This is a genomic window from Phaeobacter sp. G2 (genome assembly GCA_025163595.1).
GTDB lineage: Bacteria > Pseudomonadota > Alphaproteobacteria > Rhodobacterales > Rhodobacteraceae > Pseudophaeobacter.
Window position 1 is genome coordinate 2,033,621 of sequence record CP104100.1, and the last position, 25,921, is coordinate 2,059,541.

The window sequence follows — 25,921 nt, forward strand, 5'->3', positions numbered from 1 at the left end:
AAATATGACGCGCTTTATGCGAAACGGCTGAGCCCAGGCTGGTTCAGGCGGCATCTGCAGGCAACTGTGGGTGCCGCTATGTTTTTTGCACCTATGGATTTTGCAGCTTGAAACCTCTCTGACGGATGCGCACACTCCGGGCAAAGACAGGTATTATCTGGCCTGAGCGGAGGACATATGACCCAAGACACCACTAGCCCCGCCAGCGCGGCGGAGATCGCATTGGACTGGCACCACGCCGGGCGCGGCGCGGCGCTGGCCACAGTGGTGCAGACCTGGGGGTCAGCGCCGCGCCGGGTTGGGGCGCAGTTGGTGGTCAGCGGCGATGGTCATCTGGAGGGCTCTGTTTCGGGCGGCTGCGTCGAGGGCGCCGTGGTGATGGAGGCGCAAGAGGCGCTGGCCGATGGAAAACACCGCGTGCTGGAATATGGTGTCAGCGATGGCGATGCCTTTGCCGTTGGGCTGGCCTGTGGTGGCACCATCCGTATTCTGGTCGAACCTGTGGGTGGATCGATGCCTGTGGAGCTGCTGGCGGATCTGGTGGCAGCGCAGAAGGCGCGCGACCAGGTGGCCTATGAGGTGAACCTGACCACGGGTATTGGCGCAGTGCTGCGTGAGGCCTATCGCGAACGGATGCGATTGGACCGCTCCGGGGTGGAAGAGGACGGTGAGACCTTTGTGGCGGTGCACAATCCACCGCTGAAACTGATTGTGGTGGGGGCGGTGCATATTGCCCAGGCGCTGGTGCCCATGGCGCAGCTGGCGGGCTATGACCCGGCGGTAATTGATCCACGCGCGGCCTTTGCCTCGCCCGACCGCTTTCCCGGTGTGACCCTGCTGGAGGATTGGCCGGATGAGGCCGTGGCGGCGTTGGGGCTGGATGCGCGTACCGCGCTGGTGTTGCTCACCCATGATCCAAAGTTGGACGATCCCGCACTGGAGGCGGGGCTGCGCCAGAAATGTTTCTACATTGGCGCCTTGGGCTCCAAGCGGACCCATGCAAAACGGGTTGAGCGGATGTTGGCGGCAGGCTTTGGCGCCCAGGACATCGATCGCATTCATGGCCCGGTGGGGCTGGATATCGGCGCTGCAGGTCCGGCAGAGATCGCGGTGGCGATCCTGGCCGAAATGACAGCGGTGCTGCGCGGAAAAACCGGATGAAGTTTGGCACCGTCCAGGTCGCCCAGGCCGAGGGCGCAATCCTGGCCCATTCGATGCAGGCCGCGCAGCCGCCCTATGGCACCGGTCTGTGCTATCGTATCCCTAAGGGCACTTTTCTTACGGCGCAACACCTGGCGGATCTGGCTGCAGAAGGTCATGGCGAGATCACCGTGGCGCGACTGCAAGAGGGCGATCTTCACGAAGATGTAGCCGCTTTGGCGCTGGCACAGGCCCTGGTGCCGGATGAGGAAGGGCAGGGCATTCGCATTTCCGGTGCTGGTGCGGGACGGGTCAATCTCTATGCCCTGGGCGCGGGGGTGGTGCGGCTGAAACACGCGGCCCTTGAGGCGCTGAATGGTGTTGATCCGATGATCACCATCGCCACCGTGCCGGATTATCACCGGGTTGATGCGGATGGGATGATCGCCACCATCAAGATCATATCTTACGGGGTGGCGGCAGCGGCGCTGCAGCGCGCCGGGACTGGCGCGGCGGGGGCATTGCGCATTCTCCCCCCGGTTTATGGCTCTGCCAGCCTGATCGAAACCCGCGTCAGCAGGGACATCCCGCCGGACAAGGGGCGGCGGGCGATGGCGGGCCGGTTGCAGCGTATGGGAGTGATGTTGAGCGAAAGGGTGATCGTGCGCCATGACGAAGCCGAACTGGCCTCGGCGCTGGCGGCGGCTCCGGGCGAGGTGCTGTTGATCCTTACGGGGTCGGCCACCTCAGACGCCATGGATATAGCCCCGCAGGCGCTGCGCCGGGCCGGGGGCAGCGTGACCCGCTTTGGCATGCCGGTGGATCCGGGCAATCTGCTCTTCTTAGGGGAGTATCAGGGGCGGCCGGTGATTGGCCTGCCGGGGTGCGCGCGCTCGCCCGCGCTGAACGGCGCCGATTGGGTGTTGGAGCGGGTGCTGTGCGGCTGTGCCGTCTCTGGCGCGGATATTGCAGCGATGGGGGTTGGTGGCCTGCTCAAGGAAATTCCCATCCGTCCCATGCCGCGGCGCTCTGATTAAAAATGCGCCTGATGCTGCTGAATTGGGCACTGGGCTGGGGGGGCGGCTTTGGTGACTGCGCGGCGGCGCCTGTGGTGGCGTTTCCTGCCGAGGGCGAGATTTTGCCAAGCAGTAAAATTGTTTGTGACGGAGCGTATAAAGGGGTTCGCGCTGGCGTGATCCCGTGCTTAACTTCCCCCAGCCAATAAAAGTAGCAAATGGGAGGAATACATGACCAAGGTCTCAATGACCGTGAACGGTAAACCCGCGCACGGTGACGCAGAGGGCCGCACGCTGCTGTCGTCGTTCCTGCGCGAAGAACTGGGGTTTACCGGAACACATGTGGGCTGTGATACCAGCCAATGCGGTGCCTGCGTCGTGCATGTAAACGGCGTTGCGGTGAAATCCTGCACCATGCTGGCCGTCGAAGCCGAGGGCGCGGAGGTTGCCACCATCGAAGGCCAGGCGGCACCAGATGGCACGCTCAACACCATCCAGCAAGCGTTTCAGGACCACCACGGGTTGCAGTGCGGGTTCTGCACGCCGGGCATGGTGATGTCGACCGCAGCCCTGCTGAAAGGAAACCCAAAGCCCAGCGAACAGGAGATCCGTGAGTATCTCGAAGGCAATATTTGCCGCTGCACTGGCTACCACAATATCGTCAAGGCGATCATGGCCGCATCCGGTCAGGACGTCTCAGCGATCGCCGCCGAATAAGGCGGCCCTGCTGGGCCCCATTGGGAGGTGTGGCCCCGGTAGATACCAAGACGCAATGATCAAACTGCATAACCAAGAGGTGCGCCACAGGCTGCACCCTCCAGGGAGGAGATTTGAATATGCCTAAAGATGGTGGCCCTATTGAAAGCGGCATCGGCGCCAGTCCAAAGCGGCGCGAGGACGTCAGGTTCCTGACGGGAACCGGAAATTACACCGATGATATCAATCTGCGTGGCCAGGCCTATGTGCATTTCCTGCGCTCGGATATGGCGCATGGCCGGATCAATTCGATTGATACAACCGCAGCCTCGGCCATGCCTGGCGTGGTGCGGGTGTTCACTGGCGCTGATTTTGAAGGCGTCGGGAGCATTCCCTGTGGCTGGCAAATCACCGATAAACATGGCGAAGTGATGCAGGAGCCGGCCCACCCGGTCCTGGCTCAGGGCAAGGTGCGCTATGTGGGTGATGCCATTGCAGCCGTGGTTGCCGATACTGCTGAACAGGCGCGCGACGCTGCCGAGGCGATCGAGCTGGACATGGAAGAGCTGCCAGCGGTTATCGACATGAAAGCAGCGGTCAAAGATGGCGCCACCAAGGTGCATGACGATTTGACCTCGAACCTTTGCTACGACTGGGGGTTTGTGGAAGAAAACAAGCCTGCGGTTGAAGAGGCCTTTGCCAATGCCGCCCATGTGACGACGCTGGAGCTGGTCAACAACCGGCTGATTGCCAATCCCATGGAGCCACGGGTGGCAGTGGGCGATTTTAATCGCGCAACTGGCGACAGTACGCTTTATACCACCTCGCAAAACCCCCATGTGATCCGACTGTTGATGGGGGCCTTTGTTCTGGGCATCCCGGAGCACAAGTTGCGCGTTATTGCGCCGGATGTGGGTGGTGGCTTTGGCACCAAGATCTTCCACTACGCCGAGGAGGCGTTTTGTACCTTTGCCGCCAAGGCCCTGAACCGTGCGGTGAAATGGACATCTTCGCGATCAGAAGCCTTTATTTCGGATGCCCATGGCCGGGATCACGTCAGCACCATTCAGCTGGCTCTGGATGCGGATAACAACTTTACCGCGCTGCGCACCGATACCTATGCCAATATGGGCGCCTATCTGTCGACCTTTGCGCCCTCGGTGCCGACCTGGCTGCATGGCACCCTGATGGCCGGCAACTACAAGACGCCGCTGATCTATGTGAACGTCAAGGCGGTCTTCACCAATACCGTGCCGGTAGATGCCTATCGCGGTGCAGGCCGTCCCGAAGCCACTTACCAGCTGGAGCGGGTGATTGATAAGGCGGCACTTGAGCTGGGCGTCGATCCTGTCACGCTGCGTCGTCAGAACTTTATCACCGAGTTCCCCTATGCCACTCCGGTGGCTGTGGAATATGACACCGGTGACTACAACGCCACCATGGATAAGCTGGAAGAGATTGCCGATTTTGCGGGCTTTGCCGCGCGTCGGAGCGCCAGTGAGGCCAAGGGTAAAGTGCGTGGTCTGGGTGTGAACTGCTACATCGAGGCCTGCGGTATCGCGCCAAGCAACCTGGTTGGCCAGCTGGGCGCCCGGGCGGGCCTGTATGAAAGCGCCACAGTGCGGGTCAATGCCACTGGTGGACTGGTGGTGATGACGGGCTCTCACAGCCACGGGCAGGGGCATGAAACCTCGTTCCCGCAGGTGATCGCGGAAATGATCGGCATCGACGAGAGCATGGTGGAAATCGTGCACGGTGATACTGCGAATACGCCGATGGGCATGGGCACCTATGGCTCCCGCTCGCTGGCGGTTGGCGGCTCTGCCATGGTGCGCGCCACCGAGAAGATCATCGCCAAGGCCAAGAAGATCGCGGCGCATATCCTTGAGGCTTCGGACGCGGATATTGAGCTGAAGGACGGCCAGTTCTCGGTTGTGGGCACGGATAAGTCCCTCGCCTGGGGCGATGTGACTCTGGCGGCCTATGTGCCGCACAACTACCCGTTGGAAGATATCGAACCCGGCCTGGAGGAAACTGCGTTTTATGATCCGGCCAACTTTACCTACCCGTCGGGGGCCTATGCCTGCGAGGTTGAGCTGGATCCGGAGACCGGCAAGGTCAGCATCGAACGTTTTGCTGCGGCCGATGACTTTGGCAATGTGGTGAATCCGATGATCGTGGAGGGCCAGGTGCATGGCGGTATTGGCCAGGGGATCGGCCAGGCTTTGCTGGAGGCGGCCGTCTATAACGAGGACGGTCAGCTCTTGTCGGCCTCCTATATGGATTACGCCATGCCACGGGCGGATGATCTGCCGTTTTATCAGGTGGACCATTCCTGTCAGACACCCTGTACCCATAACCCCCTGGGGGTAAAAGGCTGCGGTGAGGCTGGGGCGATTGGCTCGCCACCGGCTGTGGTCAATGCGGTGGTCGATGCGCTGCGTTCGATGGGTAAGGATATCACCCATGTGGATATGCCGTTGAGCCCGGCGCGGGTCTGGTCGGCGATGAATGAATAGCAAAGCTTCGGGATAAGGTGATGGGCGAGGGGCGCTGCCCCTCGTGCTCCCCGAGGTATTTTTGGAAAGATGAAAGGGCCGGGAGACCCGGTTCTGGGAAGGAAAAGCGGAATGTATAATTTCGATGTCGAAAAACCCACCAGTATCGCTGATGCGGTAGCTGCTCTGGGCAGCGATGATGAGGCCCAGGCGCTGGGCGGTGGGCAAACTTTGATCCCGACGCTGAAGCAGCGTTTGGCCAGCCCCTCCAAACTGGTCTCGTTGAGCGGTATCGCCGAGATGCAGGGCGTCAGCGTAGAGAGTGGCACTGTCAGCATTGGCGGCGCAACGCCGCATGGGGTGGTGGCCGCCGAGGCAGCTGCGGCCTATCCGGCGCTGGCCGCTTTGGCGGGGCAGATCGGTGATCCTGCGGTGCGCAATCGCGGCACCATTGGCGGCTCGCTCGCCAATAATGATCCGGCGGCCTGTTATCCGGCTGCCGCCCTGGCCAGTGGCGCCACCATTGTGACCAATGCGCGTGAGATCGCGGCGGATGACTATTTTGACGGGCTGTTTACCACGGTACTGGAGGAGGGTGAGATCGTAACCCAGGTGCGCATGCCTGTGCCGGAGGTGGCCAACTATCAGAAGTTTGTCCAGCCGGCCTCGCGCTTTGCCTTGGTTGGTGTCTTTGTTGCCAAATTTGCTGAGGGTGTGCGGGTTGCGGTCACAGGCGCCTCGGAAGAAGGGGTGTTTCGCTGGTCGGAAGCCGAGGCCGCATTGAACGGCAATTTCAGTGCCGCTGCACTGGAGGGCCTGTCGGTGGAGGCCGATGGCATGATGGCGGATATCCATGGCTCCAAAGCCTATCGGGCGCATCTTATTGCTGTGCTGACCAAGCGGGCCGTTGCCGCCGCCAGTTAAAGTCCTGAATGATTTAAAAGTGAGGAGGCCAGGCGGAGGGGAACCCGCCTGGCCTTTTTCTGTAGAGCAAAACAGGGGAGCACCTGGGGGCAAGCAAAGGAGGGGGCTATCGCGCCTGTTTGCGCAGGCGTTGGAATATGAGGTTCCCGATCAGCGCAACTGTGCCAACCAAAAGGGCCTGATTGTATTCGGGTGGGTGCTCTGGCTGGCCCAGGGCTGGCCAAAGCAGCATGCGCCCCGCAAGATGACCGCTGGCCGCCATCACAAACCCCTGCAAAGCGGCCCCCATGAACAGGGCTTGTACCCTTTCGCGGGGGATATTGCTGCGACCGGTCAGCAGGCCGCGAAGAATGGAAAGATTGTACCACTGCCGCTTGAGGGTTGCGCGGGAGATCAACGCAAGGGCTAGACAGGCGCCTGCTGTCGCCGACAAGACGAGCGGGAAAGGCAGGCTGGCGATGGACACACCGCTCATCAGCAGGCCGGTGGCAAGGCCTGAGAGAATGTGAAGGATTGGGCTTTTTAGAAGATCAATCTGCATATTCGCGGCCTGGAGATGTGAAAAGTGCGGGGCGAAACCTAGCCCGGAGTGCCAAGAGACCCTCAGGGCTAGGGGCAGAGCTGGGAGCTAGACAAAGAAATGCCCCCGGCGCGCAGGGCATCCGGGGGCATGACGATCTATCAGGGCTGGCCTATTTCTGTGGCAGCGGCCCGATCATCATGACCATCTGGCGGCCTTCCATTTTGGGCATGTTTTCAACCTTGCCCAGTTCCTTGACGTCTTCGGCGACACGTTCCAGCAGCTGGCGGCCCAGATTTTGGTGTGCCATTTCGCGGCCCCGGAAGCGCAGGGTGATTTTCACCTTGTCGCCGGTTTCCAGGAATTTGTACACGTTGCGCATTTTGACTTCATAGTCATTGGTGTCAGTATTTGGCCGGAATTTGACCTCTTTGACCTCAATGATTTTCTGCTTTTTACGCGCTTCGCTTTCCCGTTTCTGCTGCTCGTATTTGAACTTACCAAAGTCCATGATCTTGCAGACAGGAGGGGTCGCGTTGGGCGAAATTTCAACCAGATCAAGACCGGCCTCATTTGCCATGTCCATAGCCTTGGCAGGGTGCACAACCCCGACATTTTCGCCATCAGCGCCAATCAGGCGAATTTCAGAGGCGCGAATTTTTTCGTTCGTGCGCGGGCCAGTATCACGTTGTGGCGGCGCATTATGAGGTCTGCGGGCTATGGCTTTGATCCTTTGATTATTGCCGAATTTCGAGCCCGGAACTTAAACGGAACGGTGGAATGTTTCAAGCGGCAACAGTGACCCTTAGATCGGAATTCCCAGGAGTTTGTCACTTTTTAGCTGCTTTTAGCTGCGAGATCCGCGATTTTGGCCGGGGATCGCGGATTTCCCACGCTCATCGTCAAGTACAAGTGGCGCAAGCGGCGGCAATCTGCAAATGAAACCTGCACAAATCGGGACTGAGTCTGCCGGCGGGGTTTGGCTGATGGGACAGAGAGCTGGTTATTCCCCCTTGTGAAAAGTGACCAGAGAGCGCACCTGCCTGACATCAAGCCTGCAAAAATGCAGTGCAACAAAAGGAGACAGGTCATGAAGCCGATTTTTGTCATTTTGGGATTGGGTGTTGTTGCGGCAGGGGGCTATTTCTATGTCCAAAGCCAAAAACCTGCGGCCCCCCTGGCTGTAGAAGAACAGGCACCCGCCGCAGTCGAACCGGTTGCTGAGGAGTTGACTGAGGAAACCGTTGCAGAACAAGCGGAAGAGGTCGTCGAAGAGGCGGGCTCTGCTGTTGAAGAGGCGGTGGAAACGGCAACCGAGGCAGCGGAATCCGTTGTTGAGCAGGTGACTGAAACTGCCACAGAGGCAGCAACTGAGGCTGGCAACGCTGCCGCTGAAGCGGTTGGCGAGGCGGTTGAGGCCGGCGAGGCAGCATCCGAGGCGGCCAGTGCCGCTGTTGAGGCCGCCACTGAGGCCGTCACCGAAGGAGCCAGCTCTGCTGTTGAGGCGGCCACAGAGACCGCAACTGACGCAGCTGATGCAGCTACAGAGGCTGCAACTGACGCGGCCAGCGCTGTTACAGAGACCGCTACTGAAACCACAGAGGCCGCGACACAGGCTGTGACGGAAACTGCTACAGAAGCCGCGACCGAGACTGCTGCCGAAACCAGCTCTGCCATGGAAGGGATGAGCAAGTACCTCAGCCAGGATGGGTTTGACTTTGACAAGGTGATCGAGATGATCAACGGCTCAGAGCTGGACGCGCTGAAGAAAACCGCGCTGAGCAGTGCGCTGACCAAGGCCAAGGACAATCCTGAACAGCTGTCGGCTGTGTTGGATCAGGTGAAGGCGGCGCTGGGGCTGTAAAGCCTCAACTCGCGCTGAGAACGGACCGGACTGAATAGAGGCCGGGCTGAATACAGAACGGGCAGCGTCCTTGCTAGGTCGCTGCCCGTTTTCTATTGTACATTGGCGGCAGCCTTTGGGGCGGTAGCCGGGCTTTTGGGGAGCTGTGCCTTTGGAGGGATCAGTCCAAAAAGGCCTTCTCCACCACGTATTGCGCAGGCTTGGAGTTGGCGCCTTCTTCCAGACCGGCCTCCTCTAGCATGGCTTTCAGCTCGAGATTGAAGGCCATGTTGCCACAGATCATCGCACGGTCATTGTCCGGGCAGAGCGGCGTCACATCGAGATCCTTATAGGCCTCGCCAGAGTTGATCAGATCGGTGATCCGGCCCATCTTGGGGCTCTCTTCGCGGGTGGTGGTGGGGTAGTATTTGATCTTCTTCCAGAAGCCCTCCCCAATCACCTCATTGAGCAGCTCGTCGTCCTTCAGGCTTTCGATCAGCTCGCGGCCATAGGTCAGCTCTCCGGCGGTGCGGCAGGTGTGGGTGATGATGACCTCTTCGTAGTCCTCATAGGTCTGGGGTTCGCGCAGCAGCGAGGCAAAGGGCGCAAAGCCGGTGCCGGTGGCAAAGAACCAGATGCGCTTGCCGGGGATCAGCGCGTCATGCACCAGGGTGCCCACCGGTTTGGGGCGCAGGATGATTTCGTCACCGACCTTGATGTGTTGCAGGCGCGAGGTCAGCGGGCCGTTTTCGACCTTGATGGAATAGAACTCCATTTCCTCATCCCAAGAGGGTGACGCGATGGAATAGGCGCGCAGCAGCGGCTTTATCTTGCCGGTTTTGGGATCGGGGTCGTTCATCAATCCGATCATCACAAATTCACCGGACCGAAAGCGCAGGCTGGCCGGGCGGGTACAGCGGAAGGAAAACAGTTTGTCCGTCCAATGCGTCACCTCAGTTACGGTCTGGGCGTCGGGCAGGGCGGGGGTGGCCTTTACAGGCGTATCGGTCACAGCATCGGTCACAGGCAAAATCTCGTTCATCGGTTGCACTACCGGTCTGTTAAACCGGCACCTCTGATTAATCTTTGATGTAGGTCAGGGGAAGCCCCAGAAACTGTAACGCCGCAGCGTCGTGGACGCAGGGGAGACACAGTCCGGGGCTGATCTGACAGGGAGAGGCGGCTGGCTTAGCGGGCGGAGGAGCCACCGCGCAGGCGGGCCTGATAGTTATGGGCGCTCCATTGCGCCCGGGCAAGCCATTGTTCCTGCGGCTGACGGGCAGCGATATCATCGCTGATTTCCACCTCGTCAAAGCCGGTTCGGCGCGCCATGGCATATTGGTCAGCCAGCACATGACCCTTGGCGCGCAAACGGCCCGTATAGCCCATCAGGCGCAGTTGCCGCGCCAGGGTGAAGCCCCGGCCATCGGCAAAGCTGGGGAAATCAATGCGGATGATTTCTGCGCCTTCGATACAAGCCGAGAGTGCCGCAGGATCCGCATCAGAGGTCAGGTCCAAGGCATTCGCGCCCTCAAAACCTGCGGTCCAGGTTTCTGGGCCAAACCCCGCGTCGGTTACGATTACAGTCATATCACTCATGCTCCTGTGCGGATGAACTGGCCGTTCACAACGTGAATGCCACATTCTTCCTTGCTTTGGTCACGCCAGCGTCCGGCGCGGGGATCTTCGCCTGCGGCAACCGGAGAGGTGCAGGGGGCACAGCCGATTGACGGATACCCCTTGGCCACCAGCGGATGACGCGGCAGGCGGTTTTCTGTCATATAGGCCCGCACGTCTTCCGGTGCCCAATGGGCCAGCGGGTTGATCTTGATACGCCCGGTTGCGCCTGCAGCGGTTTCTTCGACTTCAAAGAAATCCAGCGCGGCCCGGCTGCCCGCCTGAAAGCGCTTGCGCCCGGTGATCCAGCCGTCAAAACCGTCTAAGGCAGCCTGTAGCGGCGCGGTTTTACGCAGGGCGCAGCAGGCATCGGTATCCGAGAACCGCAGCGCGCCATAGGGGTCTTTTGCGGCGATATCTGCCGCCTTGACGATCTGCACATTGCGCAGCCCCAGACGTTCGCTCACCTCCTGCTGGTAGACCAGCGTTTCGGTGAACAGCAGCTCGGTGTCGACAAACAGCACCGGCACCATCGGGTCGATGACGGCAGCCATATGCAACAGCACCACCGATTCAGCGCCAAAGCTGGAGACCAGCGCGATATTGCCGGCATCCTGCAGTGCACCCTGCATCACCGCCGTGGCGGAGTGGTGGCGGAAGCGGGCGTTGAGACCCGCAACCTTGTCGTTGAGCGACGCGGCAGAGGCCGCAAGCCCATCCGTATCCGCGTTATACGTGTCGAGGTTCACCATGGGGCTAGGCCACCTTTTTCTGAGCCTCGGGATAGAGCGCGGACTTGAAGGGCTCCATGCCAAGACGGCGATAGGTCTCAAGGAAGGTCTCATCTTCCCCGCTGCGGATCGCAAGATAGGTTTCAACCAGCCGCTCAACGGCGGGGACGATCTCGTCATAGGCAAAGCCGGGGCCGGTCCGTTTGCCGATCGCGGCTGTTTCCGTGGCATCGCCCCCCAGGGTAATCTGGTAGTTCTCCACCCCGGCGCGATCCAGACCAAGAATGCCGATATGGGCCACGTGGTGGTGACCACAGGCGTTGATGCAGCCCGAGATCTTGATCTGCAGATGGCCGATGTCATGCTCCAGCTTCAGATCATCAAAGCGGCTGGCGATTTCCTGTGCCACCGGGATCGAGCGCGCGGTTGCCAGGGCGCAGTAATCCATGCCGGGGCAGGCGATGATGTCCGAGATCAGGCCGATATTGGCGGTGGCCAGAGCGTGCTGTTTCAGACGCGCATGCAGCGCGGGCAGGTCGGATTTATGCACATGGGGAATGATCACGTTCTGCTGGTGGCTGATGCGCAGCTCATCATAGCCAAATTCCTGCGCCAGATCCGCCATAACCCGCATCTGTTCAGCGCTGGCATCCCCTGGGGTTTGGCCATGGGCCTTGATCGAGATGGTGACGATGGCATGGTTGGGGTCGCGGTGTGCGGCCAGGTTGGTATCGGCCCAGGCGCGAAACACCGGATCCGCAGCATAGGTGGCGTCATAGGTGCTGATGTCGCCAGAGCGGAACGCAGGGGCCGCAAAATGGGTCTTGATCTCGTTCAGCAGCGCCTGATCGGTGCCGTCAAACTCGGCGCGACGCTCTGCAAAGCGGGCCTCGACCAGCTCACGGACTTTTTCGATGCCGTTTTCCTGCACGGTGATCTTGATGCGGGCCTTGTATTTGTTATCGCGGCGTCCCAGCACGTTATAGACGCTGAGAACGGATTCCAGATAGGGCAGCAGATCCGGCTGCGGCAGGAAGTCACGAATGACTTTGCCCACCATGGGGGTGCGGCCCAGGCCACCGCCGACGATGACCTCAAAGCCGATCTCACCGTCGCGCTCGACCATACGCAGACCCACGTCATGGGCTTTGGTCACGGCCCGGTCATTGGGGCTGCCGGTGATGGCGATTTTGAACTTGCGGCCCAGGAACTGAAACTCGGGGTGGTCGGTGGACCACTGGCGGATCAGTTCTGCATAGGGGCGCGGGTCTGTCAGCTCATCCGCGGCGGCGCCGGCAAAGTGGTCTGCGGTGGTGTTGCGGATGGTATTGCCAGAGGTCTGGATTGCGTGCAGGCCGACTTCGCCGAGGGCATCCAGCATATCGGGGATGTCGTTCAGCTTGGGCCAGTTGTACTGGATATTCTGGCGGGTGGTGAAGTGGCCATAGCCCTTGTCCCACTTCTCGGCCAGCAGCGCCAGGGCGCGCATCTGGTCAGAGTTCAGCGTGCCATAGGGGATCGCAACCCGCAGCATATAGGCGTGCAGCTGCAGATAGACGCCATTCATCAGGCGCAGCGGTTTGAATTCATCCTCGGTGAGCGAGCCATCAATGCGGCGGGCAACCTGGGCGCGGAACTGGGCGTTGCGTTCGGCCAGAAAGGCCTCGTCAAAGGCGTTGTACTTATACATGGGCTGCGGCCTCCTGTTTGCCGTGGCTGTAGTTGGATGGGCCTTTGCGGCGGAAATCTTCGCGGAAATGCACCGGTTCCGGGCCGTCGGGGCCGGCCTTGGCATCGGCCAGATAGGCGCCGACGATGCGGATATTTTGCTTTTCAGCCTCCAGCAGGCGCAGCTGCGCTTCGGCTTCATCGACGATCAATTCCGCCTGGGCGAGATCGCGGGTCCAGCTGTTGTCGGCCTGGAAGTAGATCACATCGCCTTCCAGAAGATCATTGGCGGTGATGACTTTGGGGGTGAAGGGACGGGCCATTATGCAAGCTCCATGTTTAGGTCTGAAAGGGCGGCCAGGCTTTGGCGCGGCGCGAGCCCAAGAAAGGTAAGAGCGGGACCATCAAAATCCGCTGCGGCGAGATCTGTTGGCAGGCGTTCAAGGGTGGTCTCCAATACCCGCTGATTGGCGCGGGAGGCGTTTTCGATCACCGTGACCGGCGTGGCGCGATTGGCGCCATGCATGATCATGCGGCCCTGCACAAAACGGGCGGATTTCTTGCCCATGTAGATGGCTGCGACCTCGCCGGGGCGGGCCAGAGCGGCCCAGTCCTGATCGGCAAAGCCACGGGTGTCATGGCCAGTGAGAAAGCGCACCGAAGAGTTGCGCCCCCGCTGGGTCAGGCTCTGGCCGATACTGGCAACGGCGGCAGAGGCTGCGGTGATGCCGGGCATGATCTGATAGGCGACACCGGCCTCTTCGCAGGCGGTGAGCTCCTCGTCCAGGCGGCCAAAGATGGTGGGATCACCGGATTTCAGGCGCAGAACCTTCAGGCCGGCCTGGGCATGGGCAACCATACGGGCGCAGATCTCTTCCTGGCTCATCGAGGGACCAAAGCCCTCTTTGCCGACGTCTTCCAGCTGCGCCTGCGCCCCTGCAAGCGCCAGGATCTCGGCGCTGACCAGCCGGTCGAACAAGATCACATCCGCCTCTTGCAGCGCGCGTGCCACTTTGAGGGTCAGCAGCTCAGGATCGCCGGGACCAGAGCCGGCAAAGGCCACTTGGCCGCGGCTCAGGCAACACATGCCGCTGCGGCTGTGCGCGGGGGAATTGGCGGTATGTGTCATTGGACCGGTCATGTCTGGCCTCTTTACTGTTGTTTGGCTGTTGTTTGACTTACGAGTGTATATAGGAAATATTCCCGCTATTACGCTATATGTCGGAGTGAATAAGGTGGTTTGTTCCACCTGACGGTGGCCGCAGGCAGGTTTGTCCTAAAGTAGAGGGAAATTGAGAATGACAGCACGGATCGATGTGACAGACCGGAAAATTCTGGCGGAGCTGCAGCGCGATGCGGGGCAATCGCTGGATGAAATCGCCCGTCAGGTGGGCAGTTCCAAGACCCCTGTGTGGAATCGGATCCGCAAATTGCGCGAGGCCGGGGTTATTGGTCAGCAGACCATGGTGCTGGATGCAGAGGCGCTGGGGTTTGAGGCCTGTTTCTTTGTATTGATCCGCACCTCAGAGCATGAGGCGGATTGGCAGGCCAAGTTTCTGAAGGCTTTGCGCGACCGCCCGGAAGTGCAGGAGGCGCATCGGCTGGCGGGGGATATCGACTATATTCTCAAGGTGCGGGTGCAAAACGCGCGGGCCTATGATGTGTTTTATCAGGCGCTGATTTCAGAGGTGAAGGTGCATAATGTAACGGCGCTTTTGTCGATGGAAGAGATCAAATCCACCACTATGCTGCCACTGGAGAGCTAACCCCTGCCAAAAGGGGCGCTACCGCGCGCCTATTTCTGCCTGTGGCGCCGCGACGCAGTACGCCGGACCTGGTGGTTTGGGTGGGGCTTTTGCCCCCCCCTCCTGCTTGAGTCGAGAGCCGAGAGCCGGAGCTAGCGCGTTACCTGCAGCTCAGACAGTCCGTGAAAATGGTAGCTGTTGCTGTAGCGTGGGGCAGCGGCGAGTTTCAGATCGGGGCAGCGCTGGAACAGGATGGGCAGTGCAATCTGCATTTCCAGCCGCGCCAGAGGGGCGCCAACGCAGAAATGCAGCCCGCCGCCAAAGGACATATTTGTGCGTGCCGGGCGGCTGGGGTCAAAGATTTCGGCGTCGTCTTCGGCAGCGGGATCCCGGTTGGCCGAGGCCAGCAGCAGCGCCACCTGATCGCCACGTTGAAAGGTATGGCCCATGACCTCTGCCTCTTCATAGGCGTAGCGGGTGAACAGATGCAAAGGTGGGTCAAAACGCAGGATCTCTTCGACCAGGTTTTCGATGCCTGTGGGTGCCAGCCAAGCCGGATCCCAGCCCTGCTGCAACAGGGTTTTGACACCATTTCCAAGGGCATGCACCGTGGCTTCGTGGCCCGCATTGAGCAGCAGGACACAGGTGGCGATCAGCTCGTCGGTGGTGAGTCTGTCGCCTTGCTCCTCTGCGGCAATCAGCCGGGTTATCAGGTCATCTGCGGGCTCTGAGCGGCGTTTGTGCACATACTCGGCCAGAAACGCGGTGAAGTCCTGCGCGGCGCTAGCGGCGGCCTGTTCGGTCTCTGGGGTTCTGGCGGCCTGATACATGGCCACCATATCGTGGGACCAGCGCAGCAGCTGTGGTGCCATCTCGGTGGGCACGCCAAGCAGGCGGCAGATGGTGATTATCGGCACCTGGGTACAATAGGCCGAAAGCAGATCAAAGGGCGTATCGGGGAAGGCATCTATCAGGCTGTGGCAAAGCGCGGCAATGCCGACTTGCTGCGCCTTGATCTCGCGGGAGGTAAAGGCGCGCATTACCAGTTTGCGCAGCCGGGTGTGGCGGGGTGGTTCTGCCTCCAGCATGGAATGGGCCTCAAGCGCCAGGAAGGGCGCAAGGTGCTGCGGCGCGGCAGTGGCCAGTTCCGGCGGCATCTCACGGCCAAAACGACGATCACGCAGCAGCATGTGAACGGCAGCGCGGCGAAAGGCGGCTATCATGCCGTAGTCTTGCCAATAGTTTAATCCAGCCTGGGCACGGGCCCTGTTATAAAAGGGGTACGGGTCTTGCACAAAGGCGGGATCGGTCGGGGATTGGCTGACTGTTTTCATTGCCCGACTTTGCCTTCATGGGTGGTCTTTGCAAGCTCAGTCTTGCTAGACTGGGAAAAAACTTCGGGTCAAAAGAGAGCAAAAACTGATGCAAAGATGGCCGTTGCTGCTGGGGGTTGCCCTTGCAGTATCTTGTATAGTCGGAGCGACCTGGATTTATGGGTACCGTCAGGCGCTTGAGTCCCTGGCGGAGCGCAGCGTTGCGGACCTTGCATTGGCCTCGGATCGGGTCAGCACCCAGTTGCAGATCTATCAAGAGCTTGCGGTTCTGACCGCAGATCACCCGGTTTTGGAACAGCTGGAGAGCGAAGCGGAACGGCAGGCTGCGCAGTGGGTGTTGCGCAGCATTGCCGACAAAACCTCTGCTTTGGATGTGTTTTATGCGGATACCAGTGGCGCAGTGCTGGTCGCGGCGGCGGGTGTCACCGGGGGCGATATTGCCGATGCGGACTATTTCCGGCGCGCCATGCAGGGCGCGCTGGGGGTTGGGTCGGATGTCTTGGCTGAAAACGGCCGTCGCGCCTATTTTTATGCCGCCCCCAACTTTGCGCCAGGAGCCGGAGTGTCCGGGGTGCTGGTGGTGGTGGCCGATGTCGAAGACGTGGAGCAGACCTGGCAGGGCTCTTTGCCTGCGGTATTTTTTACCAATGACCATGGCGAGGTTTTTATCTCAAACCGGCCAGAGCTGCTGTTCTGGCATCAGGGACAAGAGGCGGGCGCCAATGCAGGGGCTGCGGAGGAAAAACTGGACTATGAGGTCTATACCCAGGGTGAGTACGAGATCTGGACGCTTTCTGGCAGCGCCTATCTGCCCCGTCGCGCCCTGCATTTGACGGTAGATCTGCCGGTCATCGGTCTGACGGGACAGATCCTGGTGGATGTGGCCCCGGCCCGCAGATTGGCTCTGCTTCAGGCTGCGGCCCTGGCGGCACTCTGCCTTGCCTTTGGCAGTTTTCTGTTTCTGACCATGGAGCGGCGCCGTACCCTGGCCGAGGCCAACGCGGTGTTGGAAAGCCGCGTTGAAACCCGTACCCGTGCACTGCAATCCACCAACAGCCAGCTGCGGCGCGAAGTCAGTGAACGCCAGGATGCAGAGGCTGCCTTGAAGAAGGCGCAAGAAGAGCTGGTCCAGGCGGGAAAGCTTTCGGCCTTGGGGCAGATGTCTGCGGGGATCAGCCATGAGCTGAACCAGCCACTGATGGCGATACAGCAATTTGCCGAAAATGGCGATGCTTTCTTGCAACGGGGCCAGATCGACCGGGTTGGGGAAAATCTGACGCGTATTGCAGGCATGTCGGCGCGCATGGCGCGGATCATCAAAAACCTGCGGGCCTTTTCGCGCAATGAGAACGAGCCGATGGCGCGGGTGGATCTGGTGCAGGTCATCAATACCGCGGTGGAGCTGACAGCCTCACGCCTGGAAACCGACGCGGTGACGCTCCGCTGGAGCCCGCCAGTGGGGGAAGACCCGATCTATGCCTGGGGCGGTGAAGTGCGACTGACACAGGTTTTTGTCAATCTTATCAACAATGCGGCTGATGCAATGCTTGGCCAGGACAGCCGCGCGATCACCATAACCCTGGAGGCTGGAGACCGGCTCGCGGTGGTGGTGTCTGATATTGGCCCAGGCATTAAAGAACCGGAAAAGATGTTTGATCCGTTTTACTCGACCAAGGTGGTGAGCAGCTCTGAGGGCATGGGGCTGGGGCTGTCGATATCCTATGGGTTGTTGCAGAGCTTTGGCGGCAATATCCACGGCAGGAACGGTACCCGCGGTGCCGTGTTCACTGTCGAGCTGGACCGCTGGAATGAGGATGCCGCGATATGACCCGGAAGGTTCTGGTTGTTGATGACGATGCCGCCCTGCGTGAGGCCTTGGCGCAGACGCTGGAGCTGAATGATCTGGAAGCCATTACTGCGGGGTCCTTTGTGGTGGCAAAGGATTTGATCACTGCCGAGTTTGACGGGGTAATCCTGTCCGATATTCGGATGCCGGGGCGGGATGGGTTTCACCTGCTGGACTACGTGAGCGGCATTGACGACGACCTGCCGGTGATCCTGTTGACCGGTGAGGGGGATATTCCCATGGCGGTCAAGGCGATGTCACGGGGGGCCTTTGGCTTTCTGGAAAAGCCTTGTGTCACTGCGGATCTGCTGACGACGCTGCAGCGGGCTTTGAAAACCCGCCACTTGGTGCTGGAGAACCGCGATTTTAAACAACAGCTGGAAGAGGGCGATCCGGCGGCGCGCATGTTGTTTGGCACCTCCCAGCAATCCGATGAGCTGCGAGCGCGGGTGCGCGCTGTAGCTCCAACCTCGGCCGAGGTTTTGGTGGCGGGGCCGGCCGGCAGCGGCATTTCCAAGGTGGCAGAGGTGATCCACCTGATGTCACCGCGCGCCCAGGCGCCCTTTGTCAAATCGCCCTCGGCAGGGCTGAGCACCGCTGACCTGCGGGAGCTGTGTCAGCAGGCCGCTGGTGGATCGCTGTTTCTGGATGAGATTTCTGCCCTCTCCGAAGCGCTGCAATATGCGGTGCTGGACTGGGTCGAACAGGGGGGCGAGACACGGCTGATTGCAGGCAGTACCGCCGATCTGGCGGCGCTGGTTGCAGCAGGCAGTTTTGGCGCGGATCTATATTACCGGCTCGAAGGCATGCGGGTGCGTATTCCGTCACTGGCCGAGCGCCCTGGTGATATCCCGGTGTTGTTCAGGTTGTATGTGGCTCAGGCCGCGGAACAGGCCGGGATCGAGGCGCCGCAGATCAGCCAAGAACATCTGGCGGGGTTGATGGCGCAGGATTGGCCGGGCAATGCGCGCTCGCTGATGTCGGCAGCCATGCGGTTTGTTCTGGGGATGCCGGATGAGATTAGCGGTGCCACCGAACTGGGCCTGGCAGAGCAAATGGCCCAGGTGGAACGCTCACTTTTGATCGCGGCTTTGGGACGTCAGAATGGCAGGGCAGCCGCAGCGGCTGAGGCGCTGAAACTGCCGCGCAAAACCTTTTATGACAAACTGGCCCGCTATGGCATCCGCCCAGAGGATTATCGCCGCGCCTGATCTCGCCTCGGCCACCCCGACCCAACGGCCCTGGCAATCAACCAACCCGGCAGTCCTCAGCTTGGCGATTCCTGCAGGTCACGGGCGGTGGCTCAGGAGAGATCAGGCGTTGTCGCTTTGTGCGGTTTTCCGCACAAGGCTGGCAATCCCTGTGCGAGATTTCGCACAACACTGTATGGCGCGCGTGGGGCTGGTGCTGCGCGTTTCAAGTAACCATCTGTGAAATATATAAAAGATTTCAATTTAAGATGACTTGAAAACAAATCTTGAGCTGCGCCGCGCAACTGGCAATCCTTGGCCGAGGCTTCTGCCATGGCAGGAGATAGGATGAAATCTGGGAGGATTGATATGAAGTTTGTAACCGCTGCTGCCACCGCGATGGCCCTGACAGTAACCGCTGGTGCTGCTAGCGCCGCCTGCGATGACGGCGAAATCGTTGTCAAATTCAGCCATGTAACCAACACAGACAAGCACCCCAAAGGGATCGCGGCCTCTTTGCTGGAACAGCGCATCAACGACGAAATGAATGGCACCATGTGCCTGGAGGTCTACCCGAACTCGACGCTCTATAACGACAACAAGGTGCTGGAAGCCATGTTGCAGGGCGACGTGCAGCTGGCGGCTCCGTCGCTGTCAAAGTTCGAGAAGTTCACCAAGGAATTCCGCCTGTTTGATCTGCCCTTCATGTTCAAGAACATTGATGCGGTTGACGCGTTCCAGGCTTCGCCCGATGGGCAGGCGCTGCTGGACAGCATGCAGCGCCGTGGCCTGCAGGGGCTGGCCTATTGGCACAATGGCATGAAGCAGATGTCGGCGAACCGGCCTCTGGTCGCGCCGACCGATGCCAATGGTCTGAAGTTCCGCGTTCAGTCCTCTGACGTGCTGGTGGCGCAGATGGAAGCCATCGGTGGTTCGCCCCAGAAGATGGCCTTTTCCGAAGTCTACGGTGCCCTGCAGCAGGGTGTTGTCGACGGTCAGGAAAACACCTGGTCCAACATCTACGGCAAGAAGTTCTTTGAAGTGCAGGACGGTGTCACCGAGACCAATCACGGCATCATCGATTATCTGGTTGTGACTAATGTGGACTGGCTGGAAAGCTTGGACGCCCCAGTACGGGAGCAATTCCTGCAGATCCTTGGGGAAGTGACCCAAACCCGCAACGCCGAGTCCACTCAGGTCAACAACGATGCCAAAGCGGCCATCATCGCAGCCGGCGGCGAAGTCCGCAGCCTGGATGCAGCACAGCGTCAGGCCTGGGTTGAAACCATGATGCCCGTCTGGGAGCAGTTCTCTGGTGACGTTGGTCAGGACAAGATCGACGCAGCACAGGCGATCAACGCCAATTACTGATTGATTGGTTGTAACACGCGGACCCGCCCAATTGGCGGGCCGCATCCGAGGGGATGATCCTGTGTGATCAAGGCCCCCGGACTTTCAGGCGGCGTGGGGATCCGCCGCCTGATCTTTTTCTTTCTCAACATCATCGGGGTGACCACTATGTCCGGGGCAAGAACCGGCCTGTCCGGGTTTATCAACACATTGGAAGAAACGCTGATCGCGTTGCTTCTGGGGCTGATGACGCTGATAACATTTGCCAATGTAATCGCGCGATTTGCCTTTAACTCCAATATCCTTTGGGCGCTGGAACTGACAGTCTTCTTGTTTGCCTGGTTGGTGCTACTAGGGGCGTCCTATGCGGTTAAGACCCATACGCATCTGGGCGTGGATGCCATCGTCAATATTCTGTCACCGGGGGCGCGCCGGGGGGTGGCGCTTGTTGCTGCGGCGGCTTGCCTGGTGTTTTCCCTGCTGCTGCTGAAAGGCGCCTATGACTACTGGGCGGTGTTTGCGGATCTGCCGCCAACCTCTGGCCGCTGGTTTCCAACCGGGTTTGACATGAAGGCGCGCAGCCAGAGTTTTTACGAGGTGCAGGATGTGCCCATGGTGGGTCTTTTCCGCTTTCTGGAAGAGCTGATCAACTACGGCGACTCTTACGAGAAACTGCCCAAGGTGGTGCCCTATGTGGTGTTGCCCCTGTCGATGTTGTTGCTGGTTTTCCGCTTTTCCCAAGCCCTGATGCAGGTGCTGCGCGGCGAGGCGGATCGGCTGGTGGCCAGCCATGAGGTCGAAGATGAGTTGGACGAGGCCCGCGCCCGGGCTACCGAGGGAGAAAACTGATGGATGTAATTTTTCTCTTTGCCATGGTGATTGGCCTGATGTTGATCGGGGTGCCGATTGCCATCTCGCTGGGCCTCAGCTCGGTTCTGTTTTTGCTGATCTATTCCGATAGTTCGCTGGCGAGCGTTGCTGGCACTCTGTTTGAGGCCTTTGAAGGCCACTTTACCCTGCTGGCCATCCCGTTTTTCATTCTGGCCTCTACCTTTATGTCCACTGGCGGCGTGGCGCAGCGGATCATTCGCTTTTCCATCGCCTGTGTTGGACATTTCCAGGGTGGCCTGGCCATTGCCGGTGTTTTTGCCTGCATGATGTTTGCGGCTTTGTCGGGCTCTTCGCCTGCCACGGTTGTTGCTATCGGCTCCATCGTTATCGCGGCGATGCGCCAGGCGGGCTACACCAAGGAGTTTGCAGCCGGGGTGATCTGTAATGCCGGCACCCTGGGCATCCTGATCCCGCCGTCAATCGTCATGGTGGTTTATGCGGCCTCAGTGGATGTTTCGGTGGGGCGGATGTTCCTGGCTGGTATCATTCCGGGGCTGTTGGCTGGCATCATGCTGATGGTGACAATCTATGTGATTGCCCGGATCAAAAACATGCCCAAGGGCAACTGGGCCGGTTGGGGCGAAGTTGGCGCTTCGTTCCGGGAGGCCTTCTGGGGTTTGTTCCTGATCGTGATCATCATGGTCGGCATCTATGGCTACCCTTGGTACTCGGCGGAGCTGGGGCTTTACAAAGAAGACGCCATCTTCACCCCCACGGAAGCGGCTGCTGTGGCTTCGGTCTATGCCTTCTTTGTTGCCACCTTTGTCTATCGTGACATGGGGCCTTTGGCTGAAACCGAACAAACCCCGCGCCGGTCGGTGTTTCAGGCGCCGCAGGCTTTGCTGACGGTCTGGGCACATAAGGACACCAAGAAAGCGCTGTTTGATGCGGGCAAGCTGACGGTGACGCTGATGTTTGTGATCGCCAATGCGCTGATCCTGAAACATGTGCTGACCGATGAACAGGTGCCGCAGCATATCGCCAATGCGATGCTGTCCGCAGGTTTTGGGCCGGTGATGTTCCTGATCGTGGTGAACATTATCCTGCTGATTGGTGGTCAGTTCATGGAGCCTTCTGGATTGTTGGTGATCGTGGCGCCGCTGGTGTTCCCTATTGCCATTGAGCTGGGCATTGACCCGATCCATCTGGGCATCATCATGGTTGTGAACATGGAAATCGGCATGATCACCCCGCCGGTGGGCCTGAACCTCTTTGTTACCTCCGGGGTGGCAGGCATGCCGATGATGGCGGTGGTGCGGGCGGCCTTGCCCTTTCTGGCGGTGCTTTTTGTCTTCCTGATCATGGTGACATATATCCCCTGGCTGAGCACCTTGATCCCCAATGCGCTTATGGGGCCTGAGATTATAACCAACTAAAGCGTCCGGCCTGTAACCTGCGGTATCGCGCATCACTTTTTGCGCTGAGCCGCAGGCGAAGGCCGCGACCAAGTGGTTCATGTTTAAGGCCGGGCGCTCTAGGGGGTTGGCTCCAAGTGAAACAGAAAACGCCCCGGATTTGGTCCGGGGCGTTTTTGTTTTGGCGGCGTAAGGACAGGGCGGTGCCTGCCTATGGGTTAGGGGGCAATTGAAATAGGGGGATCAGCTGGCGTCGAGGGCGGCGATAATGGGGGAGAAATCTGCGGCCTTTAGGCTGGCACCGCCAACAAGGGCGCCGTCGACGTTGGAGGTGGCAAAGATTTCAGCGGCATTGCCCGGTTTTACCGACCCGCCATAGAGCAGGCGGATAGCATCGGCCATTTCGGTGCCGAACCTGGTGGTGAGGGCCTGGCGCAGGAAGTCATGGACTTCGGCAATTTGGGCCAGGCTTGGCACTTTGCCAGTGCCAATGGCCCAGACCGGTTCATAGGCGATGACGGTGTTTTGGCCTGTGGCACCGTCGGGCAGGGAGGCGGCCAGTTGATTGCCAACAACGCCCAGGGTGTCTCCGGATTCGCGCTCTGCCAGGGTTTCGCCAAGACAGACAATGGCGGTGAGACCGGCGCTCCAGGCGGATTTTGTTTTTGCAGCAACTGCTTCGCTGGTCTCAGCGTGGTCGGCGCGGCGCTCTGAGTGGCCTAGAATGACAGCGGTCGCGCCGGCGTCTTTGAGCATGTCAGACGACAGGTCGCCGGTGTGAGCCCCAGCAGTTGCTGCGTGGCAATCCTGGCCGCCAATAGCCACAGGGCTATCTGCAGCAAGCTCGGCTGCGCGGGACAGCAGCGTGGCAGGGGGGCAGATCAGTAGCTCTGATGTGGCGGCGTGTTGGCCCTGTATCAGGGTTTCAAGCTCGGCCAAGGCTGCGCTTGTGCCATTCATCTTCCAATTGCCCGCTGCCATTTTCTGCCGCATCTGTCGCTCCCCTGGTCAATATCTGGCCAAGTGGTAGCACCGGGGGCAGGGCGGGGCAATCGGGCAAGGGCCTGAGGGCGAGGCCTTTTGCCATTTCATGAGCGGGGACGCCATCTGTCAGCTCAGGCATCCTTGGCTAAATGGGCTGCGAACCTGTCACAGGTTTGGCACATCCTTGAAGCTGATGGATTCACCACAGCCGCAGGCCTCTGACACGTTGGGATTGTTGAACTTGAAGGCGCTTTCCAACAGCGAGGTCTCATAGTCGATCTCGGTGCCAAAGAGGAACATCTGCGCCATAGGGGCAATAAGCACCTTGGCGCCGTCCTGTTCCACCACCTCGTCGTTCTTGTCCGGCTCGTCGACATATTCCATGGTGTATTCCATCCCCGCACAGCCGCCCTTTTTGACGCCAATGCGCAGGCCTGCATGGCCACCGCTGGTCATCAGTTTGGTGATCTGGGCCGCAGCCCGGGGGGTGATTGTCACAGCCTGTTTGCCGGGAATGCCGAACATGAGTGTCTCCAATGCGCGCGTTTCCTCTTATCTAGGCCCGCGAGGGGGCAGGCTCAAGAGGCAGTGGACAGCAAAACGGGCCGCAAAGGGACAAGCGGCCCGTTCAAACCTAACACAGCAGGGATTTATGAGACTTAAAGCCCCATGCAGTTGGCGTAGTAGGTGACTGTTGCGGGCCAGTCAGAAAAGATGCCTTCGATCTCGACATCCTGGGCCAGAACATCAAGAATTTCGTAATAGCTGGAGGCATTGCTGACAGCGGGCTGTACGGTCTGGAAGTACCAGCCGCCACCTGTGGTCAGCGGGCCAGAGCGCTCCAGGGTCCAGGTGATCAGCTTGAGCCCGGCGGCCTTGGCCTCCTTGGCGTAGGGGGAGGGCACCATTTTGCCATCTTCAAGGGTAACCAGCATCCACATCGGGGGGGCGATGTAGTTCACGCCCATATCTGCCAGTTCCTGCATCGTGGGGCTAAAGCTGCTGGGATCCATTGGATCCAGCGGCGTTGCACCGCTGTAACGCCCATCCAGATAGACCGCCTGTTTGCCAAATGCGGGCTCGTTCTGGATCCAGTATTTCACCACCTCGAGATCAAAGCTCTGGGCCCAGACATCGGTCGCGGGGATGTCGGCCGCCTTGTAGTCGTCGATCATCTTCTGGGCGTAGGCCTCCAGAGTGAAGCCGTTGAAGGGCATCTCAACCGCGGGGGATTTGAGCTCTGGGGTGAACTTGGCGCCCAGAGATTTGAACAGGGCGATGGATTCCGCATGGGTCATCGCGGTGGCACCATCCGCATATTGGCTGCTGCGCCAGGAGGGCGAGCCGCCCTGGGAAGCCGCCGCTGTGGTTGCCGTCTTGTCAAAGCTGTCCATCTTGGGCGTCAGGCTGCGGAACTGCTCCAGGGTGATTTCTGAGCTGCGGCATTCGGCCGAGGCAGGGGCGGTGCCGCTGGCCGGGGTGAACGGCGTGATGCAGGTTTCAGCCAGATCGGTGGTCAGGATATTGGTGGTGGTGTGCAGATCGTTTTGCGCGTGACGGCAGATCAGCGCCAGATCCTTGGTGAAGGTCACGTCGCATTCCAAAATACCCGCGCCCATCTGCGCGGCGGCAACATTGGACTGCACAGTATGTTCGGGGAACATCAGCGGCGCGCCCCGGTGGCCAATCGAAAAGGTGCTGCGGGCAGGCAGCTGCGCCGCACAGGACTGCAGTTTTGACTTCAGCGCCCCTTCGGGCAGCTTTTCGATCAGATAGGCCGGGCGGGGACCATAGCTGAGACCCGTCTCAGCGGCGTTGACCTCTGGCGCGAAACTGGCGGATCCAAGGGTGAGAGCGATAAGCGACAGGGTAAGGGCGTTGCGCAATGGAATTCTCCAAAGAAGTTGATTTTCAAAAGAGAAATCGCGGCGAAAGGTAAAGCCTTTGCCGCGATCCGATGAAGCTTTTGTGACCTCTTTGAGGTTGAGTCCGGGTGGAGCTTACATGAAGCCCAACTCGAGGCGGGCCTCGTCTGACATCATTTCCATACCCCAGGGCGGCTCCCAGGTGATTTCTACATCAACGGATTTGACCCCAGCCACAGGTGAGACGGCGTCAACAATCCAGCCGGGCATTTCACCGGCGACAGGGCAGCCAGGGGCGGTGAGCGTCATGATGATCTGCACGTCGTTTTCATCAGAGATGTCGATGGTGTAGATCAGGCCCAGCTCATAGATATTGACCGGAATTTCAGGGTCATAGACTGAACGACAGGCCTCGACGATCTGATCGAAGAGCGGGTGTTCAACGGAAGACGGCGCAATCAGCGGCGTTCCTTCAAGTGGTTCGGAAGCGTTGGTCATGTCGATCCCTGACAGTTAATCCGACTGTTTATATAGGGAAACTGTAGAGGGAGGTCCAGAGGCAGCGAAAGAAAGCCGTCAGTTGAAGCTGGTGTCTCCAAAAGATATCTAAGCGGGCAGCACCAATGACCGCAGCCAGCCCAAAGCAGCCCCGCTGTCTGCCTACCTGGTTCAATGGGGGCTCATGCAGGTCGGGCGGAGCGCTGCCGT

At 59.8% G+C, this 25,921-nt stretch carries 25 protein-coding genes; 12 read left to right on the forward strand and 13 right to left on the reverse strand.

Translation table 11 applies throughout. The features are described 5' to 3' along the window. Window positions 1–177: 177 nt before the first annotated feature. The 5 genes from N1037_09695 to N1037_09715 all read left to right on the forward strand — a co-directional run bounded on the left by N1037_09695 (window position 178) and on the right by N1037_09715 (window position 6,274). Complete coding sequence (locus N1037_09695) at window positions 178–1,161, forward strand: XdhC family protein (protein ID UWS81256.1); 984 nt, start codon at window positions 178–180, stop codon at window positions 1,159–1,161. Then, window positions 1,158–2,177 carry a molybdopterin-binding protein gene (locus tag N1037_09700; GenBank protein ID UWS81257.1) on the forward strand — a complete coding sequence of 340 codons (1,020 nt, stop codon included), beginning with the start codon at window positions 1,158–1,160 and terminating at the stop codon, window positions 2,175–2,177. Before N1037_09695 ends, N1037_09700 begins: the two co-directional genes overlap by 4 nt. 210 nt (window positions 2,178–2,387) lie before the next feature. Further along, window positions 2,388–2,873 carry a (2Fe-2S)-binding protein gene (locus N1037_09705; GenBank protein UWS81258.1) on the forward strand — a complete coding sequence of 162 codons (486 nt, stop codon included), beginning with the start codon at window positions 2,388–2,390 and terminating at the stop codon, window positions 2,871–2,873. A gap of 119 nt (window positions 2,874–2,992) precedes the next feature. Next, window positions 2,993–5,371, forward strand: a complete 2,379-nt coding sequence (locus N1037_09710) for a xanthine dehydrogenase family protein molybdopterin-binding subunit (GenBank protein ID UWS81259.1) — start codon at window positions 2,993–2,995, stop codon at window positions 5,369–5,371. A gap of 111 nt (window positions 5,372–5,482) precedes the next feature. Beyond that, entirely contained in the window at window positions 5,483–6,274 is a 792-nt protein-coding gene (locus N1037_09715; protein ID UWS81260.1) for an FAD binding domain-containing protein, read from the forward strand. Between the two features lie 106 nt (window positions 6,275–6,380). On the opposite strand, the gene N1037_09720 is transcribed toward N1037_09715, so the two are convergent. Both N1037_09720 and infC read right to left on the reverse strand, forming a co-directional pair. Further along, on the reverse strand, window positions 6,381–6,815 hold the full coding sequence (locus N1037_09720; GenBank protein UWS81261.1) for a hypothetical protein: 435 nt from the start codon (window positions 6,813–6,815) through the stop codon (window positions 6,381–6,383). 151 nt (window positions 6,816–6,966) lie between these two features. Further along, on the reverse strand, window positions 6,967–7,515 hold the full coding sequence (infC, locus tag N1037_09725; protein UWS81344.1) for a translation initiation factor IF-3: 549 nt from the start codon (window positions 7,513–7,515) through the stop codon (window positions 6,967–6,969). A gap of 369 nt (window positions 7,516–7,884) precedes the next feature. Here infC and N1037_09730 point away from each other — a divergent pair, with 369 nt between their 5' ends. After that, window positions 7,885–8,658, forward strand: coding sequence for a mitofilin family membrane protein (locus N1037_09730; GenBank protein UWS81262.1), 774 nt, complete (start codon window positions 7,885–7,887; stop codon window positions 8,656–8,658). Window positions 8,659–8,818: 160 nt separating this feature from the next. On the opposite strand, the gene N1037_09735 is transcribed toward N1037_09730, so the two are convergent. The 6 genes from N1037_09735 to cobA form a co-directional block, all read right to left on the reverse strand. Next, window positions 8,819–9,679, reverse strand: coding sequence for a ferredoxin--NADP reductase (locus tag N1037_09735; protein ID UWS81263.1), 861 nt, complete (start codon window positions 9,677–9,679; stop codon window positions 8,819–8,821). Between the two features lie 146 nt (window positions 9,680–9,825). After that, window positions 9,826–10,227, reverse strand: a complete 402-nt coding sequence (locus N1037_09740; protein UWS81264.1) for a DUF934 domain-containing protein — start codon at window positions 10,225–10,227, stop codon at window positions 9,826–9,828. 5 nt (window positions 10,228–10,232) lie between these two features. Further along, on the reverse strand, window positions 10,233–11,006 hold the full coding sequence (locus tag N1037_09745) for a phosphoadenylyl-sulfate reductase (GenBank protein UWS81265.1): 774 nt from the start codon (window positions 11,004–11,006) through the stop codon (window positions 10,233–10,235). Between the two features lie 4 nt (window positions 11,007–11,010). Then, a complete protein-coding gene (locus N1037_09750) occupies window positions 11,011–12,675 on the reverse strand; it encodes a nitrite/sulfite reductase (protein ID UWS81266.1) in 1,665 nt (554 codons plus the stop codon). Beyond that, a complete protein-coding gene (locus N1037_09755; protein UWS81267.1) occupies window positions 12,668–12,976 on the reverse strand; it encodes a DUF2849 domain-containing protein in 309 nt (102 codons plus the stop codon). Before N1037_09755 ends, N1037_09750 begins: the two co-directional genes overlap by 8 nt. Continuing rightward, a complete protein-coding gene (gene cobA / locus N1037_09760; protein UWS81268.1) occupies window positions 12,976–13,794 on the reverse strand; it encodes a uroporphyrinogen-III C-methyltransferase in 819 nt (272 codons plus the stop codon). Before cobA ends, N1037_09755 begins: the two co-directional genes overlap by 1 nt. Before the next feature lie 157 nt (window positions 13,795–13,951). Here cobA and N1037_09765 point away from each other — a divergent pair, with 157 nt between their 5' ends. Next, window positions 13,952–14,419, forward strand: a complete 468-nt coding sequence (locus N1037_09765; protein ID UWS81269.1) for an Lrp/AsnC family transcriptional regulator — start codon at window positions 13,952–13,954, stop codon at window positions 14,417–14,419. A 131-nt stretch (window positions 14,420–14,550) separates the two neighbouring features. Here N1037_09765 and N1037_09770 read toward each other — a convergent pair whose 3' ends face one another. Then, entirely contained in the window at window positions 14,551–15,732 is a 1,182-nt protein-coding gene (locus tag N1037_09770; protein UWS81270.1) for a cytochrome P450, read from the reverse strand. Between the two features lie 88 nt (window positions 15,733–15,820). Between N1037_09770 and N1037_09775 the strand changes: the two genes are divergently transcribed. From N1037_09775 to N1037_09795, 5 genes are all read left to right on the forward strand, one after another. After that, window positions 15,821–17,560, forward strand: coding sequence for an ATP-binding protein (locus N1037_09775; protein ID UWS81271.1), 1,740 nt, complete (start codon window positions 15,821–15,823; stop codon window positions 17,558–17,560). Further along, window positions 17,557–18,789, forward strand: a complete 1,233-nt coding sequence (locus N1037_09780; GenBank protein ID UWS81272.1) for a sigma-54 dependent transcriptional regulator — start codon at window positions 17,557–17,559, stop codon at window positions 18,787–18,789. Before N1037_09775 ends, N1037_09780 begins: the two co-directional genes overlap by 4 nt. A gap of 348 nt (window positions 18,790–19,137) precedes the next feature. After that, complete coding sequence (locus N1037_09785) at window positions 19,138–20,139, forward strand: DctP family TRAP transporter solute-binding subunit (protein ID UWS81273.1); 1,002 nt, start codon at window positions 19,138–19,140, stop codon at window positions 20,137–20,139. A 147-nt stretch (window positions 20,140–20,286) separates the two neighbouring features. Further along, window positions 20,287–20,967 carry a TRAP transporter small permease gene (locus N1037_09790; protein UWS81345.1) on the forward strand — a complete coding sequence of 227 codons (681 nt, stop codon included), beginning with the start codon at window positions 20,287–20,289 and terminating at the stop codon, window positions 20,965–20,967. After that, window positions 20,967–22,385, forward strand: a complete 1,419-nt coding sequence (locus tag N1037_09795) for a TRAP transporter large permease (GenBank protein ID UWS81274.1) — start codon at window positions 20,967–20,969, stop codon at window positions 22,383–22,385. Before N1037_09790 ends, N1037_09795 begins: the two co-directional genes overlap by 1 nt. Window positions 22,386–22,607: 222 nt before the next feature. Here the strand turns inward: N1037_09795 and tpiA are convergent, their stop codons facing one another. The 4 genes from tpiA to N1037_09815 form a co-directional block, all read right to left on the reverse strand. Then, on the reverse strand, window positions 22,608–23,357 hold the full coding sequence (gene tpiA / locus N1037_09800; GenBank protein UWS81275.1) for a triose-phosphate isomerase: 750 nt from the start codon (window positions 23,355–23,357) through the stop codon (window positions 22,608–22,610). A 156-nt stretch (window positions 23,358–23,513) separates the two neighbouring features. After that, entirely contained in the window at window positions 23,514–23,873 is a 360-nt protein-coding gene (locus N1037_09805) for an iron-sulfur cluster assembly accessory protein (GenBank protein ID UWS81276.1), read from the reverse strand. Window positions 23,874–24,007: 134 nt separating this feature from the next. Beyond that, entirely contained in the window at window positions 24,008–25,234 is a 1,227-nt protein-coding gene (locus N1037_09810; GenBank protein ID UWS81277.1) for a glycerophosphodiester phosphodiesterase family protein, read from the reverse strand. A gap of 114 nt (window positions 25,235–25,348) precedes the next feature. Next, window positions 25,349–25,711 (reverse strand): SUF system Fe-S cluster assembly protein, encoded by a 363-nt coding sequence (locus tag N1037_09815; GenBank protein ID UWS81278.1) that lies wholly within the window; start codon window positions 25,709–25,711, stop codon window positions 25,349–25,351. Window positions 25,712–25,921 lie beyond the last annotated feature (210 nt).